Consider the following 17,170-nt stretch of genomic DNA (forward strand, 5'->3'; position numbering starts at 1 on the left):
TTATGTACAATGACATTGCCGAGCACGGCGGCGTGCCCATCATGGGGCAGACCGGGCACTCCCTCATCAAAGCCCGCATGCAGGAAACCGGCGCGCAGCTGGCCGGCGAAATGAGCGGCCACATGTTTTTTGCCGACCGCTACTACGGCTTTGACGACGGCTGCTACGCGGCCCAGCGCATCGTGGAAATCATGAGCGAGAAGCCCGGCGTGCCCATCAGCACCTACCTCAGCGACTGGCCCAAGACCTACAACACCCCGGAAATCCGCAAGGACTGCCCCGACGCCATCAAGTTTGACGTGGTGCGCCGCGCGCAGGACTACTTCCGGGAAAAGTATGATATCATCGACGTTGACGGCGTCCGCATCACTTTCCCGGACGGATGGGCCCTGCTGCGCGCTTCCAACACGCAGCCCGTGCTCGTCCTGCGCTTTGAGGCGCAGTCGCCAGAGCGTCTGGAAGAAATCCGCAAGGTCATCGAGGTTCCGCTCGCCGAGTGGATTGCCGAAATGGCCTAACTCCGACCGAACCCATGCCGCCGGGGCATACGACCCGGCGGCATGGTGGAGCCACGCACCATGAAGATACTCCGTGCCAGCCATATGGAACGCTGCATCGGGTGCCATTCCTGCTCTCTCGCCTGTTCCCGTCTCGTCCACAGCAGCCTGTCCTGGTCCCGTGCGGGCATCCGCATCGGCTCGGCAGGCGGCCTCACCACCGGATTTGAAGCCCGCTACTGTCTTGCCTGCGACCCGGCACCATGCGCCATTGCCTGCCCCACCGGGGCCTTTAGCCAACGCAAGGACGGCGGCGTCAAGGTCAAGCGCGAGCTGTGCATCCGCTGCGGCGAATGCGCGGCCGCCTGCCCCGTGGACGCCATTGCCATGAGCGACGAGGACGGCCTGCCCTACGTCTGCATCCACTGCGGGCGGTGCGTCCCCTTCTGTCCGCACGACTGTTTGGAGCTTGTGGACGCGGGAACGCCGCAGCCCTCCTCCGCCACCCCAAGCCGCAGGGAGGCGTCCGATGAGTGACCGCATGTTCCACATCCTGCACGTGAATCTGGACACCGGAAAGGGCAAGCGCTCGGACTTTGCCCCGGTCAGCGAAACCCTTGGCGGGTCCGGCCTTGCCGCCGCGCTGTTTGAGCACTTCGGCAGTCCGGACCACCCGGCGGAGCATCCCTCCCAGCCCCTTATCTTTGCCATTGGCCCGCTGACGGGCATGTTCCCGCTGATGAGCAAAGTGGTGTGCGCCTTCAAATCGCCCTACAACGACGAATACGCCGAATCCCACGCGGGCGGACGCCTTGCGCTGTCCATGCGCTTTGCGGGGTACGACGCCATTGTCGTCACGGGCAAGGCAAAGGAGCTGTCCTTCCTCACCGTGGGCGGACGGAAAATCGACGTGGAAAACGTGGAATACCTGCGCGGGCGCGACGTGTTCAGCACCGGCAAGTACCTGCGCAAGCGCCGCCCCACCCACGGGCACGGTAGCATCATCCGCATCGGTCCCGCCGGGGAAAACGGCGTTGCCTACGCCTGCATCAATGTGGACTCCTTCCGCCACTTTGGCCGCCTTGGCTCCGGTGCGGTGATGGGCTTTAAAAACCTCAAAGGACTCGCCGTCATCGGTGACCGCGAACTCGATTTGCCCGGCGGCAAGGACTACAAGGACCTGTTCAAAGACATCTACACGGAAGTCACGGACTCCGGGATGATGAGCAAGTACCACAACCTTGGCACTGCCGAGAACCTGCTCGCCCTCAATGAACTCAAGGCCCTGCCGTGGGACAACCTGCGCAAGACCACCCGCCCGGAAATCGACGGCATCTCCGGCGAGCGCTTTGCCGAACAGCTCCTGCTGCGGCAGACGGCCTGCGCCGGGTGTCCGGTGGGCTGCATCCACATCGGCCTGCTGCGCGAAAAATTTGCCGACGAAAATGAATACCTCTACCGGCAGGTCTCCTACGACTACGAGCCTATTTTTGCCTGCGGGTCCATGCTGGGGCTGACCTCGGCGTCCGACGTGCTGGCCATTCTCGACGAGTGCGAGCGCCAAGGGCTGGACGTGATGAGCGCGGGCGTGGCGCTGGCGTGGGCCGCCGAAGCGCTGGACAAAGGTCTCATTAGTCAGGAGGACACCATCGTCCCCCTCGTCAGCGGCACAAAAAGCGGCTTCATCGACGCCGTGCCCCTGCTGGGCAGCCGCGCCAACGAATTCTACGCCCGCCTTGGGCAGGGCGCGCTGGCCGCGGCCAAGCACTACGGCGGCGAAGAGTTCGCCTGCGTCCTCGGGCAGGAGATGGCGGGCTACGCCACGGGCGAAGTGTATTTTGTTTCGCAGGCGCTGGGCTTTCGGCATTCGCACCTCGACAGCGGCGCGTACTCCTATGACCAAAAGGCCAAACCCGGCGAGCAGGACGCCGACGACGCCGTCGCCTTCATGATTGAGGACGAGCGCAAACGCGTGATGCTGACGGGCATGGTGTCCTGCCTGTTTGCGCGCAAGGTCTACAGCACAGAGCGCCTGCAGCAGGCGCTGACCTCCGTGGGCCTTGCGGACGCGGCTGACCGCCTGGACGACCTCGCGCGCGAGATGCAAATCCTGCGCTGGCGGCACAAGCTGGCCTGCGGCTTCGACCCGCGCGCCGTGAAAATCCCCCGCCGTTTTCTTGAGGTCGTCACCTGGAAGGGCGGCATGGACGAAGCCTATCTGAATGAAATCAAGGAGAAATACGCCGCGGCGATACTGGACCTCGCCAACTCCGCAGAGTAACCTGCGCTTTCGACTTCCCATAGACCCTCGACGCGACAAGGATTCACGTGCGTAGAAGACTACTGCTTATCACTCTGGCGCTGGCGCTCTTGGCTGGTGGGGCCTTTCTTTGGTTCTCCGGCAACAGCGGCGGCGCCATTACCGTGCTGAAGACTGACACCGTCCGCAAAGGACAAGTGCGCAAACAGCTGGACGCCACCGGCATCGTCAAGGCGCAGGTGGGTGCCATTGTCAAAATTGGCGCGCAGGCCACCGGGCGCATCACCAGCATGCGCGTGAAAGTGGGCGACGCCGTCACCAAAGGCGACCTGATCGCCATCATCGACGACCGCGAACTCAACGCCACGCAAACCGAAGCCACGGCGCGCCTTGAGCGCACCCAGGCCGAGCTGGACCGCGTGCGCACGGTCTACCCCCTGCAAATTACCGAGGCCGAGGCCGATTACGCCGCCGCCGAAGCAGAAGCCGACTACGCCATCCAGAATCTGGAGCGGCAAGAACGCCTGTACGCCAAAAACCTCATCGCCCGCGATACGCTGGACAGCGCCGTCCAAAGCGCGGACGTGAAGGGCAACCAACTGCGCGCCCGCAAGGCCGCCCTCGCCCGCCTGCGCAAGGAATTCATCAAGGAGCGGCGCAAGGCCGAAAAGGCCGTGCAGGAAGCCCGCGCCAATCTGGACTCCATCCGCACGCGCCTGTCCTACACCCGCATCAAAAGCCCCATCACCGGCGTGGTGAGCAAAGTCACCGCACAGGAAGGCGAAACCGTGGTCTCGGGCCTGCAGGTGACGAACCTCATCACCGTGCTGGACCCAACGCGCCTTGAAATGTGGATTTACGTGGATGAAACGGACATCGGGCAGGTGAAGCAGGGCATGCCCGTGGAATTCCTTGTGGACGCCTATCCGGACACGGTCTTCAACGGCAGCATCGACCAAATCTACCCGGAGCCAGAGGTCCGCGACAACATCGTGTACTATCAGGCCCTCGTCACCCTTGGCAGCGACACGGCCCTGAGCCTGCGCCCGGAGATGACCACCCAGTGTCGCATCATCGTGCAGACCAAGGACGACGTCCTCTCCCTGCCCAACAGCGCCATCAAGTGGGTGAGCGGCGAGCAGGCGGTATACGTGGTGGACAAGGGCGAAACGCGGCGCACCTCGCCGACCTTCGGCCTCGCCGGAAGCCAGCGGACGGAAGTTCTTGAGGGCCTCAGCGACGGCGACACCGTCGCCACCCAGCTGGTGCTGCCCGGCGCCAAAAAGAAAAAGGCGTCCAAGTAGATGACAGACGCCCCGCTTATCCAGCTTGACGACATCCGGCGCGACTACACGCAAGGGGATATGGTCACAAACGTCCTCAAGGGCGTGTCCCTGACCATTGACCACGGCGATTTTGTGGCGCTGCAGGGGACGTCCGGCTCCGGCAAGTCCACCCTGCTGCATATCCTCGGTCTGCTGGACCGCCCCTCCTCGGGGCGCTACCTGCTCGACGGCTCCAACGTGGCGAACATGGACGACGATGAAGCCAGTGGTCTGCGCGGCACGCGCTTTGGCTTCGTCTTTCAAAGCTTTTACCTCATCCCCTACGCCTCGGCCCTTGAAAACGTCATCCTGCCCGGCCTGTACGGCGACACCTCGCGCCGCGAACTCACGGCGCGGGCGCATGAGCTTTTGGGCCTTGTAGGACTTGAGGACCGGGCCTCATTCCGTCCGTCCCAGCTCTCCGGCGGCCAACAGCAGCGTGTGGCCCTGGCCCGCGCCCTCATCAACGGCCCGGCGGTCATCTTTGCCGACGAGCCGACAGGCCAGCTGGACTCCGCCACCAGCACGGAAATCATGGACCTGCTCTCCCGCATCAACCAGCAGGGGACCACTGTCGTCATGGTGACCCACGACGAGGACACAGCACGCCATGCCTCAACACGCATCCTCCTTGCGGACGGCCAGATTGCGTCCAACCTGTAGGGCCTGCCGCCAGCTGTACCGCGCCCTCGGCTTTGCCGCGGAAGCCGTGTGGGCCTACAAACTGCGCAGTGCGTTTGTGGTCTCCGCCATCGCCCTTGGCATAGCGGCGCTGACCATCATCGTCACGGCTATTGACGGCGCGGAGCGGCGCACCATGGAAATCATGGAAATGTTCGGCCCGGACGCGGCCTTCATCCTTGGCGGCGACATCCGCAGCCGCGCCGTGGGCAAGCGCACCCTCACCCTGTCGTGGACGGACGTACGCCGCCTGCGCGAGTCCCTGCCCGGCGCGTATCTGGTGGTGCCCATGCGCGGCAAAGGCAACATCACGGCCAAGTCCGGCAACAAGAATATGCAAGTGCCCGTGGTCGTCGGCGCCACTGAGGGCTACTCCGAGGTCTGGAACTGGCCGCTGGCCGCCGGACGCGACTTCTCCAAAGAGGACGTAACGCGCGGGGCCAAGGTCGGCCTTATAGGCGAGGCTGTTTCGCAGGAGCTGTTTGGCGACGAATCACCCATCGGCAAGGTAGTGTTTTTGGACGACCTGCCCGTCCAAATCATCGGGCGGCTGTCGTACCGGGGCTTCACGGGCGGGCGCGGCAATATTGACGAGCGCATGGTCCTGCCCCTGACCACCCTGACCCAGCGCTTCAACATGGACCGCAAATACTTCCGCGCCATCCGCGTCAAATTCCACGACCCGGAGCACATGAGCGCCCACGTGGAGAACCTGCGCTCCTTTTTGCGGCACCTGCACGGCCTGCGCGCCGATGAGCCGGACGACTTCACCATCCTTACCGCGGACGAAATTCTCAAGTTCATCAGCATCCTCAAGGGCGGACTGGTGGCCTTTTTGGGCGTCACCGCCGCTGTGGCCATGCTGGTGGGCGGTTTTGTCCTTGCCAACCTGTTTTATATCAGCGTCAGCGAGCGCATCACGGAGATTGGCCTGCGCAAGGCCCTTGGGGCGTCCTCGTGGGTGCTGACGGCGCAATTCCTCATGGAGGCGCTGCTGCTCACCTGCGCCGGGGCGCTCATTGGCATGGCCCTTGGCATGGGCCTTGGACAAACGCTGTCCCGCCTTGGCATTTTGGAGATCCAGTTCTCGGCCAAGGTCTTTGTGCTGGCGCTCCTCTCCGCGTCGGCCATTGGCGTGGTGTTCGGCATCCGTCCGGCGCGGCGCGCCGCGCTCATGGACCCGGTTGCCGCCCTGCGCGGCGAGGAAAACTAGACCGCCTGCCGCCTTGACGGCGCAACCACCCTGCGCATACCGTGCGGCATCGTCCACGACGCCCTTATGGCACCGCCCTCCAGCGGGCCGGGCTGCTTCAAGGAGAACCCCATGCGACTCAACATCCTGCCGCCCCAGTCGGAATCGGGCGGCATCCGCTTTCTGCGCATCATGCTCCTCATCTGCGTCTTTCTTGGCGTGGGCTGGCTGTACATGCAGCACTTTGACAGAACCATAGAGGACATCAAATCCCGCAGCACCCTGCAGGACGCCACCGGCCTTATGACCAAGGCGCAAAAGAAACACCTCTACGAGCTCTCCAGCATGTTCGAAGAGGAATTCGGCGTGGAGCTGCGCCTGTCCATTCAGGACGGGCCCGTGGAAATCCCGGCGCTGGACTCCAAGACCATGTTCTTTGGCCTTGATACCGCCAACGAAAAGCTCATCGTCTTCTTCCCGCCGCTGGTGGAGCGCGCCCTTGGGCCGGAATTCATCACCCAGCTGCAAACAACGCACATGGCGCCGTACTTTGCCAGCGACAGCTGGCCCACAGGCCTTATCAAGGCCCTTGCCCTGACGTGGCAGCGGCTCATCGACCTGAACCACACGACGACCCCATAAGGATACAGCATGACCGACACACCAGACGGGCAGACCGTCATCATCCATACCGACGGCTCCGCCCTCGGCAACCCCGGTCCCGGCGGCTGGGGCGCAGTGCTCCGCTTTGGCGACACCAAAAAGGAACTCTCCGGCGGCTTTAGGGAAACCACCAACAACCGCATGGAGCTTACCGCCGTTATCGAGGCGCTCTCCGCCCTGACGCGCCCCTGCGATGTGGAACTGCACTCCGATTCCAAATACTTTCTGGACGCCATCCGGCAAAACTGGATTGGCAACTGGCAAAAGCGCGGGTGGAAAACCGCCGCCAAAAAGCCCGTGAAAAATCAAGACCTGTGGCAGCGCATTCTGCCGCTTATCGCCAAGCACAACATCTCCTACAACTGGGTCAAGGGCCACAGCGGCAACCCGGACAACGAACGCTGTGACGAGCTTGCCAAAGCCGCCGCCCAGCAGTCCGGCCTGCCCGTTGACGAGGGCTACCCCGGCTAACCGCACCCCGCCCCGGCACAAAAAAACGGCCCGGAAGAAGAAGTCCTTCTGGGCCGTTCGTTTTGGTGCTGATGCGATGCCTCAGCTGGCGGCGCGCAGCTGCTGAATAAGGCGCTGCAACTGCTCGGCGCGTCCGGCAATGCCGCGGATGGCTTCTGCCGATTCCGCAGCGCCCTTGGCCGTCTCGTCCGTCACCACGCTAATTTCCTCCACGGAGCCGTTAATCTGCTCGGACGCGGAGGACTGCTCCTCGGCTGCGGTGGCAATGTTCTGCGCCATTTGGGCCGTGCCTTCCACACTCTCCACAATGCCTTCCAGCATCTCTCCGGCTTCGCGGGCATGCTGTACTGTGGCCAGTAGGGCGTCCTCGGCCACGCGGCGCTTGGCCACGGTGCTTTGTACGGATTCCTGCACGCCGGAGATAGCCCGGCCCACTTCCTGCGTGGCGGCCATGGTCTTCTCCGCCAGCTTGCGGACCTCGTCGGCCACCACAGCAAAGCCGCGCCCGGCGTCGCCCGCGCGGGCGGCCTCAATGGCGGCATTCAGGGCCAGCAGGTTCGTCTGGTCCGCAATGTCCGCGATGACGTTCATCACCTCGCCAATGGAGCTGGCCTTTTCGCTCAGGTCATCCATTACGGCGGAAAGTTCCTCGGTGCTGGTCTGCACCTTTGCCACGTCCTTGACGGTATTCTCTACGCGCTGGCGGCCCTCCATGGCGTCCTCGCGGCTCTTGTGCGCCATATCCGCCGCGGAGGCGGAATTGCGCGCCACCTCAAGGATGGACGCCGTCATCTGTTCCATAGCCGTGGCGGTCTGCCCCACGCGCTGCTGCTGCAGCGCCGCGCCCTCGGTGGTCTGCTCCACCTCGGCGGCAAGCTGCGCCGACGCGGCAGACAACGCTTCGGTAATTTCCACAGACTGCTTGGCAACATCGGTAATGGTGCCGAGGAGTTCACGCACCTGCGCTTCGCGCTCATGGGCTTCGTCCATGGCCTTCTGCGCCTTGCTTGCCTGCTGGGCGGCCTCTCCGCTCTTGGCGTGGGCGTCGTCCATAGCCTTGCGGATGCTGGCAACCATCAGTTCCACATCCGCCCGCAGCGCTTCAAATTCGCCGGTAAAGCCCACCTTGGACACCGCCTCGTAATCGCCCTGCGCCACTTTGTCGGAACAGTCCTGCAACGCCGCAAGGGGACGCAGGATGGAGCGTCCAACAAGGTAGATGCACACAATGAGCGCCAACGCCGTGGCCAGCGCCGCCACAACGGACACAATAACGCCCGCCTTGAAGGCCGAATCCTGCCGCGCGGCGGCGTCCTGCGCAATGCTCAGCACCAGCGGCTCCACACTGCGGGCGGCATTGATGAAGGCGGCCCGCTGGTCATTGAGGGCGTGGCGCGTCTTCACCAACTGGGCAAAACTGTTCACATAGGCGTCAAGGTCGCTGGTCAACTGCGAGCGCAGAGCGGAATCAATGTCCACAGAGGCATCAAGCGCCGTGCGCATCTGGCGGACGGCCCCGGCAAATTTCTGCTCCGCCTTTTCGCTGCCCCGGATGATAAAGTCCTTCTCGTAACGGCGCAGCATCAGCTGGCGGTACTGCAACTCCGGCGCGTCCACGCGCGCAAAGGTGTTTTCCATATCATGCACGCTGCGGCGCATCTCGCCGCGCAGGCCCTGATCCTCCGTGAATCCAAGGCGCTCCTCGTACAGAACTGCCGTCTTGAAGCTGCCCTCATAGCTTTCAAGGAAGCTCAGCGCCTTCCCGGCTCGCGCCGCAAAGTCCGGGTCGTTGTGCTGAAGATGGCGCAGCCGCGTGCGCACGCTACCCAGGGCGTCTATGGTCTTGTCCGCCCATTGGCGCTCCATGCGCACAATAAAATTCTTTTCATGCCGCCGCGCCTGAAGCATGGCCGCTCCGGCGCTGCTCGCTTCCTTCTCCAGCAGCATTGTCTGCCGCACACTCCAGCCGCCATACACACTGATGGCGAACACCGCGACCAGCCCAACAAGGGCTATGGCCCCTATGCTGGTCAATTTCATCCGTACAGACATGTCCTCTCTCCCTAACGGACCGAAGAACCTTCGGCCCAATGCAAAATTGTCTGTGAACACTCTATCCGCAGATTGCTCCAGAGCCGTACTGCATATCCCTCAGGCGCAGTATGACTTCAATACGCTCAAGCAAATCTATACAAACAACTTTATCATTTGAAATCAAAAGCTTTTTTGCCGCCGCGCGCATCTTTCTGCCCGGCCACGCACTCGGGACGCAGGCCGCAGCCACGCATCATCTTCCGCTGCATGACGATGATGCAAAACGTGCCCCCGCCTGTGTGAGCGCACGCATTCACTCAGCACAAAAGCGCAACTCTTGCAAGGTGCAACCCCTGCGAAAATAACCGTCATTCGGGGATTTTAAAACATCAACCCCTTGCGCGCCGTGCCTTGGCGGGGCGCGCAGCACATCCGCCGCACAATCCTGCACATTCTGGCACGGCCTTTGCGATATCCCCCTGCGAAGGCAAAAAATGCCTTCCGGGCAATAATCGGTAGTGAAGGAGAACACGTATGAGTTTTTCATCCATGTACGTAGGGACGACGGGCATGAAGTCCCACGGCGAACGCATGGGCAATATCGGCAACAATCTGGCCAATGTGAACACCCTCGCCTACAAGAGCGCGGACGTTCACTTCCAGACGCTGATGAGCCAGTTTGCATCCACGGGGTCCTCCCCGGATGTAAGCATGTCGCAAAAGGGGCTTGGCGTCGGGCTCGGCGGCATCCTGACGGACTTCAACATCGGCGGCTTTCAGCCGGGGGCCGAGGCCACGGACCTCGCCATTGCCGGGGACGGATTCTTCCGCGTGACGCAGGACGACAAGGTCCGCTACACCCGCGCGGGCAATTTCCGCTTCGACAAAGAGGGCTTCCTTGTGGACCCCAACGGCTATCACGTGCAGGGCAAGACCATTGACGACAACGGCAACGTTGCCGCCGCCACAGCGGACATCCAGCTGACCATGGGCGAGGGCGGCCTTGTTACCGTGCCGCCAAAGGCCACGTCCGCCGTGTCGCTGAACGTCAACCTCGGCCTTGCCGCTGACGAAGAGCGCACCTCCGACGCCACGGACCCGTTCTTCGCCCTGCTCAAAAGCTGGGACGGCACCAATGAGGATGGTCCCCTTGGCACCGAAGCAACGGCCTACTCCGCCGCGGTGAAGGTGTACGACGACCAGGGCAACGCCCATACCCTCAACGTACACTTTGACCCTGCCTCCGCCAGCAACGCGGGCGGCGAGACCACGTATGAATTTGTTGCCGGATTCGACCCCGGCGAGGATGGCCGCGCGGCAATGGCGGGCACCAAAGGCGCGGGCCTTGTACTGGCGGGCACCCTGACGTTTGATTCCACGGGCCAGTTGAAGGGCATGTCGGCCTTCAACTACAGCGGCACCGGCGACGCCACCGACCCCGCCAACTGGGTTCCAGCTGGCGTCTCCGAAGATGGCGCACCCACCTTCGACATGACCTTCCTCAGCGCCGACGAGACCGGGGCCACGGTAACCTCCGGGCAGAGCACCATCAGCCTCGACCTTGGCCTGACAGGCACGGGCTTTGACAGCGGCGCAGTCGCCTCGGCGGCGGACATCGGGACCGACACGTCCCTGCTGCCCACCATGACCGGGGCCACACCCGCCAGCAGGCCCACAACCAACTTCATGGGCACCAGCTCCACCATTACCAAGTCGCAGGACGGCTACGCCGAGGGCTTCCTCTCCAGCATCAGCGTGGACCGCAGCGGCGTGATGGTCGGCAACTTCTCCAACGGCGTGCACAAGGACCTGTTCCAGTTCTCCCTGTTCACCTTCACCAATGAATGGGGCCTGAGGCGCGAAGGCGCCAACCACTTCAGCGCCACGCAGGATTCCGGCGAAGCCGTCGAGGGCACGCCCGGCGAGGCCAACTTCGGCGTCCTGTCCGAACGCACGCTGGAGACCTCCAACGTGGACATGGCCGACCAGTTCGTGAAGATGATTTCCACGGAGCGCGGCTTCCAGGCCAACTCCAAGGTCATCACCACCTCGGACTCCATTTTGGAGATGCTCATCAACATGAAGCGCTAGTTTTTCAAGCGCGCAGCAAAAAAGACCGCCCCCACCGCACACTGCTGCTGTGGGGGCGGTCTTTTTTTGTGCCATTAAAAAAACGGAGCGCCCCCAAGGGGACGCCCCGTCTCCAATCTGACAAAAGGCCGTCAGGCTACAAACCAAGTGAGGACTTGAAGAATTCGTAATCAATGCTGGAACTCACCAACTGCGCGCCCTGACGGATTTTGATGATGTCGCGCAGTTTGTGGCGCGAAAGGATGCTCTCCATCTTCTTGGCTACGGAATAGGTATCCTCGCGCACAATGACGATGGGCACCTCCAGCACCTCGGAGCGGGTGAGGATGATGTCGTTGGGGTACAGATTGCCGGTGAGCACAAGGCAGGGGCAGTTGCCCTCAAGGGCCACAAGCTGCACGTCGGACCTGTCGCCGCCGACGATGATGGCGGAGTTCTTGTTCTTGCGGAAGTGGGTCATAAAGTTCTCCACCTGCATGGTGCCGATGAGGAAATTCTCCACCACCTTGTCCGCCTTGTTATGCGCGGAAATCACCTTGCCCCCAAGGCGCTCGGCAAGGTCGGACACCTTGATGGCGCCCATGAGCGGGTCCTTGGGGATAACGCCCAGTACGCGCACGCCCGCACGCTCCAAACAGGGGCGCAGCATGCCTTCCACCTCGTCCATAAAGGACGGCGGAATGTCGTTCAGGATAACGCCAAGGAGCGACTCGCCAAGGGCCTCGCGCATGGCCATCAGGTAGTCGTACTTCAACTCTTCCTGATACCTGTCGATGATGATGGTCTTCAGGCCAAGGCGCTTGACCACATTGATGGCGTCCACGTCGCAGTATTTGCCCGAGTACATGCTGCCCGAGCCTGCAACAATGGTCACATCGTGCCCGGCGCTGACGCGTTTGTAGGCGGCCTCAATGTCGCCCATCAGGTCGCCGCATTCGCCGGAAAAGGCGCGGACCTTAAAATCCTGCGTCACCAGCACGGGGGTGACGTCTGCGGGGTCGTCCTTCAGGCCCAGAATGTCCTGCACGAAATAGGCGTCCTCGTCGCAGGGTTTGCCGTCAATCTCGGTGGGCATGGCCCCAACGGGCTTCATGTAGCCGACGCTGTAGCCGTCCTTTTGCAGCTTCAGGCCGAGCCCCATCACGACCATGTTCTTGCCGGAAAACCCGGAGGTCGAGCCTATGTAGATGCCTGACATTGTGTCCTCCTCATCGTTCGTATGGCCTGTTGTCGTTTGCTGCTTCGTGTGTGGCCGGTCCATCAATTGGTGCACAGGGTGACGCGCACATCCGCCACCGTCGCTCCATTGTTGTCCACCAGTATGGGGTTGAACTCGGCCTCGAAGATGTCCGGGATGTCCACCGCAAGCTGGGACATGGTCAGCAGGATATCCTCAATGGCGCCAAAATCCACCGGTGCCTCCCCGCGTACGCCGCGCAGCAGGGGATAGGAGCGGATTTCGCGTATCATGTCGTGGGCGTCGGTCTTGGACAGCGGTGCAAGGCGGAAGGCGATATCCTTCAGCACCTCCACATACACCCCGCCAAGGCCAAACATCACCAGCGGGCCAAATTGCGGGTCGCGCTTAAAGCCCACAATGACCTCCTTGGCCCCCTTGGGAGCCATCGCCTGAACCAGACAGCCCGAGATGAACGCGTCCTTGCGCAGGCGCTGGGCGCGCGACGTCACGTCCATAAAAGCCCCGCGCACCGCCCCGGCGTCGGCAAGGCCAACGCGCACGCCCCCCACATCGCTCTTGTGCGAAATCTGCGGCGAGGCGATTTTCACCACCACGGGGTAGCCGATGCGCTCGGCAGCGGCCACGGCTTCCTCCGATGTCCGGGCAAGCTCCGTCTCCGGCAAAGGCAGGCCGTAAGCCTTCAACAGTTCCTGCGCCTGAAATTCCACAATCTCCACACACCCACGGCGGCGGGCCTTGTCCACCACCTCGGCCGCGCGGGTTGCGTCACGGATAATGCTCATCTCCAGCGCCTTGGGGCGCGCCTTCCACATGGCGTGGCGGTACATGGTCTCGATACTGTGGATGGCGGGCTCTGGGAAGCCATAGCACGGCACCCCGGCCTTCAGCAGGAGTTCCCGCCCCGGCCCCACGCGCTCCTGCCCCATAAAGCAGGCAAACACGGGCTTGTCGGTGGTGGCGGCCACATCCGCTACGGCTCTGGCCGTCTCCACAATCTGCGCCGAAGCCGTAGGCGTCAGCAGCACAAGCACGGCGTGGACAAGCTCATCCTGCGCCACGGCCTCCAGGGTTTTTCTGTACCGCTCGGCGTCCGCATCGCCAATGATGTCTACGGGATTATAGAAGGAGGCAAAGGGCGGCAAAAACGTCCCAAGGCGCTCCACCGTAGCGGCGGACAGCGGACTGATGAGCAGATTGCTCCGCTCGCAGGCGTCGGCGGCCATAATGCCGGGGCCGCCGGAATTTGTTACGATGCACAGGTTCGGCCCTTCCGGCAGGGGCTGCATGGAAAAGGCCTGCGCCAAATTGAACAGCGTGGCCACATCCCGCGCGCGCATGATGCCGGACTGCGCAAAGGCCGCGGCATAGGCCTGCTCGGACCCGGCCATGGCTCCGGTGTGGCTGGAGGCCGCCTTGGCCCCCGCCGCCGTGGTGCCGGACTTGATGACGATGACGGGCTTTTCGCGCGTGACCTCGCGCGCCACCCGCATAAAGCGCACCCCGTCGTCCACGCTCTCCATGTAGCCAAGAATGACGTTGGTCTGCGCGTCGTCGCGCATGTGCTCCAGCATGTCGGACTCGTCCAGCACGGCCTTGTTGCCAAGGCTGATGAACGAGGAAAAGCCAATATTCTCGCCGAGGGCCCAGTCGAGAATGGCGGTGCACAGCGCCCCGGACTGCGAAAAAAAGGCGATATTCCCCTGCCGGGGTTGCCCCGCGGCAAAGGTGGCGTTCATGCCGCAGGCAGTGTTATTGAGTCCAAGACAGTTTGGCCCAAGCAGCGCGATATTCTTCTCGCGGGCAATGGACGTGAGTTCTTGTTCAAGGTAGTACCCTTCCCGGCCGGTCTCTTTAAAGCCCGCAGTGATGACAATGACGGCGCGCACCGGCAGCTGGGCCAGCTGCCGCACGGCATCCGTCACGCCACGGGGCGGAATGCAGACCACGGCCAGATCAAGCGGCGAAGGCAAGGACGCGATGTCCTGAACCACAGGCAGGCCGAAAACCTCGCCCCCCTTGGGGTTGACCGGGAAAATTTTCCCCTGGTATCCGGCCTCCACCAGATTGGCCACAACACTGTGACCAACCTTGCCCGGCGTAGCCGATGCACCAATAACCGCAACGGCCGCAGGCGTGAATAGCGCTTCAAGATTGTGCTCGGGCATGACGACCTACATGTGGAGAACATGATGAAACAGGACCTCGAAACACTGCAAACGACTATTTCCTATCGATTTTCACAAGTCAAGCTTCTGCAAACAGCGTTGACGCACAGTTCGTACGCCAATGAACACGGCAACGATACAGAAGACAATGAACGGCTGGAATTTCTCGGGGACGCGGTATTGGAGCTTAGCACTTCGGAAATGCTTTTTGCAAAATTTCCCGAAGCGCCTGAAGGTCAAATGACGCGTCTGCGCGCCAAGCTGGTGAGTGAACCCGCACTGGCTGAAGTTGCGCGAGAATTGGAGCTGGACCGCATACTGCGGCTTGGAAAAGGCGAGGAAATGCAAGGCGGACGGGACAGGGACTCCCTGCTCTCCGACGCTGTGGAAGCCATCCTTGGTGCGGTTTTTCTCGACGGCGGCTACGACCCGGCCAAAGCCGTGGTCAACACCATGCTGGAAAACCGCTGGCCCGAGCACTGCGACGTGCGCCGCGTCAAGGACGCCAAAAGCAGGCTGCAGGAACTCACACAAAAGCTCTTTAAAGAGCGCCCGGTGTACGCGCTGGCTGACAGCGTGGGGCCCGAGCATGCCAAGACCTTTGTGGTGCAGGTCACCCTGCCCGACGGCACGGTGCTCTCCTCCGAGGGAACCAGCGTCAAAAAGGCCGAGCAGAATGCAGCGACCAAGGCTCTGGAGTTTTTGCAGGAAAAGGAAGAGACGAAGAAAAAATAAGACGCATATCCCGGGGAGGCCGTACAGCCTCCCCGGCATACGTCTTTGGTCCGGCAACAGATGGCCACATGCGCCAACGCGCCGCCGGATGCGGCCGACTTACGCGCCGCCGCCGATGAGCTGCATAGCCATACGCGGCAGGCTGTTGGCCTGTGCCAGCATGGCGACTGCGGACTGGGTGAGAATCTGGTGGCGCACAAATTCCGTCATCTCGGTGGCAACGTCCACGTCGGAGATGCGGGATTCAGCGGACTGCAGGTTCTCGGCCTGAATCTGCAGGTTGGAGATGGTGTTCTCCAAGCGGTTCTGCAACGCACCGAGGTTGGCCCTGATCTTGTCCTTGGATACGATGGCGGCGTCCAGAGCTTCCAAGGAAGCCTGCGCCAAGGACTGGGTGGAAATGGTGTTACCCGCGGGATTGGACGCATCCGCGCCGGAACCAAGGCCAAAGTGGCTGGCCGTGGCACCACCGATGGAAATGAAGTAGTAGTCCTCGGACGAATCGTTGCCCGTACCGAAGTGGATCTTCATGGGACCGGAAGGCTGGAGTCCGGAACCATCGTGGTCATCGGGAATCCCACCGGTAAGGGTACCGTCCAGCAGGTGCACCTGGTTGAAGTCCGTCGCGTTGGCGATACGGGTAATTTCCGACGCCATGGCCTGATACTCGGAGTCGATGATCAGACGCTGGTCGGAGTTGTAGGTACCGGTGGCGGCCTGTTCGGCAAGCTCTTTCATGCGGATGAGCTTTTCGTCGATGACCTGCAGCGCGCCGTCGGCGGTCTGCACCATGGAGATGGCATCGTTGGCGTTACGCACGCCCTGATGCAGAGTGGACACGTCGGAGCGCATCAGCTCGCGGATGGCAAGGCCTGCGGCGTCGTCAGCAGCAGTACCCACGCGAAGACCAGAGGACAGACGGCGGGTGGATGTCGCCAGCTGACCGTAGCTGTGATTCAGATTTCTGGCCGCGTTCATGGCCATCAGATTGTGATTTATGACCAAAGACATTGCAAAACCTCCTTGTTTTGGCTTGCCTAGTATTAAGCACCCCCTGTGCCAAAACACTTTTCTCCAACAAAACCAGCCACTTAACTTTTCTTCCCCACCGTTTATCCGCAAAAAATCGTCATTTCGGGATTTTTTTTCCCTTTTCAGGTCATCTCCCTGACGCCGCTCTGCCCCTGGCAAGGCGGTGAAGTTGCAGATAATTCCCACCTGGCTCCCGCCCGCGGGCCCGCCACGCCTGCAAAACACGCCACAATACCCCCTAAAGACACCCCCGCAGTGTGCCGATGTGACAACTGAGGACCTTTTCTTTCCGGAACAGCTTCCGGAACATGGAAAGGGAGGTGGACCATGAACATCAAGAAAATCCACATTACGGCAGCAGAGGCCTACGGCAGCAGCGGCACGCAGCTTCGCCCGGCGCAGCACCGCCCGGACGCGCGGCAGGACGACGCCGCGCCCACGCAGGCGCCCACAAAGGAAACGCAGGCGCAAACCTCACGCAAGCAGTCCGTTCAGGCGGCGCGCGAGGTACTTGAACCCATGGAGCGCTTTGCCGAAAACGTTGGCGTGGACCTGAAATTCCACATCAATACGGAAACCGGCGAAATGCAGGCCGAAGTGCGCGACGCCTCGGGCCAAAAGGTCATCCGCAAAGTGCCCGCTGATGAAGTGCTGCGCCTTGCCGCGTCCATCAAGGAGCTGTCGCACAGCTTTTTCGACCGCTCGCTCTAGGCGTGTCCGCCGCCTCCCAGATAACGCAAAACGCCCCCGGCAGAATGTGCCGGGGGCGTTTTTTTTCGGGCGTCGGCCGGGACCGGGCAGTGCCCCGGCCGACTCTGAGTGA

General features: G+C 62.2%; 15 protein-coding genes. 11 read left to right on the forward strand and 4 right to left on the reverse strand.

What is annotated here, in order from left to right; all coding sequences use genetic code 11:
- The 8 genes from ACY69P_RS04545 to rnhA all read left to right on the forward strand — a co-directional run.
- A partial coding sequence (locus ACY69P_RS04545) for a phosphohexomutase domain-containing protein (protein WP_462326700.1) occupies nucleotides 1–518 on the forward strand: 518 nt, incomplete at its 5' end.
- 60 nt (nucleotides 519–578) lie between these two features.
- The gene (locus ACY69P_RS04550; protein ID WP_404843580.1) at nucleotides 579–1,034 is read left to right on the forward strand and encodes a 4Fe-4S binding protein; all 456 of its coding nucleotides are present in this window, start codon (nucleotides 579–581) and stop codon (nucleotides 1,032–1,034) included.
- Nucleotides 1,027–2,778, forward strand: coding sequence for an aldehyde ferredoxin oxidoreductase N-terminal domain-containing protein (locus ACY69P_RS04555; RefSeq protein ID WP_404843581.1), 1,752 nt, complete (start codon nucleotides 1,027–1,029; stop codon nucleotides 2,776–2,778). The genes ACY69P_RS04550 and ACY69P_RS04555 overlap by 8 nt, the downstream gene beginning before the upstream one ends.
- A gap of 47 nt (nucleotides 2,779–2,825) precedes the next feature.
- Complete coding sequence (locus ACY69P_RS04560; RefSeq protein WP_462326701.1) at nucleotides 2,826–4,061, forward strand: efflux RND transporter periplasmic adaptor subunit; 1,236 nt, start codon at nucleotides 2,826–2,828, stop codon at nucleotides 4,059–4,061.
- Nucleotides 4,062–4,745 carry an ABC transporter ATP-binding protein gene (locus tag ACY69P_RS04565; protein ID WP_462326702.1) on the forward strand — a complete coding sequence of 228 codons (684 nt, stop codon included), beginning with the start codon at nucleotides 4,062–4,064 and terminating at the stop codon, nucleotides 4,743–4,745.
- Nucleotides 4,729–5,976, forward strand: a complete 1,248-nt coding sequence (locus ACY69P_RS04570; RefSeq protein ID WP_462326703.1) for an ABC transporter permease — start codon at nucleotides 4,729–4,731, stop codon at nucleotides 5,974–5,976. Before ACY69P_RS04565 ends, ACY69P_RS04570 begins: the two co-directional genes overlap by 17 nt.
- A gap of 111 nt (nucleotides 5,977–6,087) precedes the next feature.
- Nucleotides 6,088–6,597 carry a hypothetical protein gene (locus ACY69P_RS04575; protein WP_462326704.1) on the forward strand — a complete coding sequence of 170 codons (510 nt, stop codon included), beginning with the start codon at nucleotides 6,088–6,090 and terminating at the stop codon, nucleotides 6,595–6,597.
- Nucleotides 6,598–6,606: 9 nt separating this feature from the next.
- The gene (gene rnhA / locus ACY69P_RS04580) at nucleotides 6,607–7,089 is read left to right on the forward strand and encodes a ribonuclease HI (protein ID WP_404843586.1); all 483 of its coding nucleotides are present in this window, start codon (nucleotides 6,607–6,609) and stop codon (nucleotides 7,087–7,089) included.
- A gap of 81 nt (nucleotides 7,090–7,170) precedes the next feature.
- On the opposite strand, the gene ACY69P_RS04585 is transcribed toward rnhA, so the two are convergent.
- Nucleotides 7,171–9,141 (reverse strand): methyl-accepting chemotaxis protein, encoded by a 1,971-nt coding sequence (locus tag ACY69P_RS04585; protein WP_462326705.1) that lies wholly within the window; start codon nucleotides 9,139–9,141, stop codon nucleotides 7,171–7,173.
- Between the two features lie 516 nt (nucleotides 9,142–9,657).
- Between ACY69P_RS04585 and ACY69P_RS04590 the strand changes: the two genes are divergently transcribed.
- Nucleotides 9,658–11,214, forward strand: coding sequence for a flagellar hook protein FlgE (locus ACY69P_RS04590; protein ID WP_462326706.1), 1,557 nt, complete (start codon nucleotides 9,658–9,660; stop codon nucleotides 11,212–11,214).
- A 136-nt stretch (nucleotides 11,215–11,350) separates the two neighbouring features.
- Here the strand turns inward: ACY69P_RS04590 and ACY69P_RS04595 are convergent, their stop codons facing one another.
- Nucleotides 11,351–12,412: a phosphotransacetylase family protein gene (locus tag ACY69P_RS04595; protein ID WP_462326707.1), complete on the reverse strand. Its 1,062-nt coding sequence runs from the start codon at nucleotides 12,410–12,412 to the stop codon at nucleotides 11,351–11,353.
- A 62-nt stretch (nucleotides 12,413–12,474) separates the two neighbouring features.
- Nucleotides 12,475–14,580, reverse strand: a complete 2,106-nt coding sequence (locus ACY69P_RS04600; protein WP_462326708.1) for an acetate--CoA ligase family protein — start codon at nucleotides 14,578–14,580, stop codon at nucleotides 12,475–12,477.
- A gap of 24 nt (nucleotides 14,581–14,604) precedes the next feature.
- On the opposite strand from ACY69P_RS04600, the gene rnc reads away from it, so the two are divergent.
- Nucleotides 14,605–15,315 (forward strand): ribonuclease III, encoded by a 711-nt coding sequence (rnc, locus tag ACY69P_RS04605; protein WP_404844110.1) that lies wholly within the window; start codon nucleotides 14,605–14,607, stop codon nucleotides 15,313–15,315.
- A gap of 99 nt (nucleotides 15,316–15,414) precedes the next feature.
- Here rnc and ACY69P_RS04610 read toward each other — a convergent pair whose 3' ends face one another.
- Nucleotides 15,415–16,326: a flagellin N-terminal helical domain-containing protein gene (locus ACY69P_RS04610; protein WP_462326709.1), complete on the reverse strand. Its 912-nt coding sequence runs from the start codon at nucleotides 16,324–16,326 to the stop codon at nucleotides 15,415–15,417.
- Nucleotides 16,327–16,674: 348 nt separating this feature from the next.
- On the opposite strand from ACY69P_RS04610, the gene ACY69P_RS04615 reads away from it, so the two are divergent.
- Nucleotides 16,675–17,058 (forward strand): flagellar protein FlaG, encoded by a 384-nt coding sequence (locus ACY69P_RS04615; RefSeq protein ID WP_462326710.1) that lies wholly within the window; start codon nucleotides 16,675–16,677, stop codon nucleotides 17,056–17,058.
- Nucleotides 17,059–17,170 lie beyond the last annotated feature (112 nt).

Source organism: Desulfobaculum sp. (genome assembly GCF_054921475.1).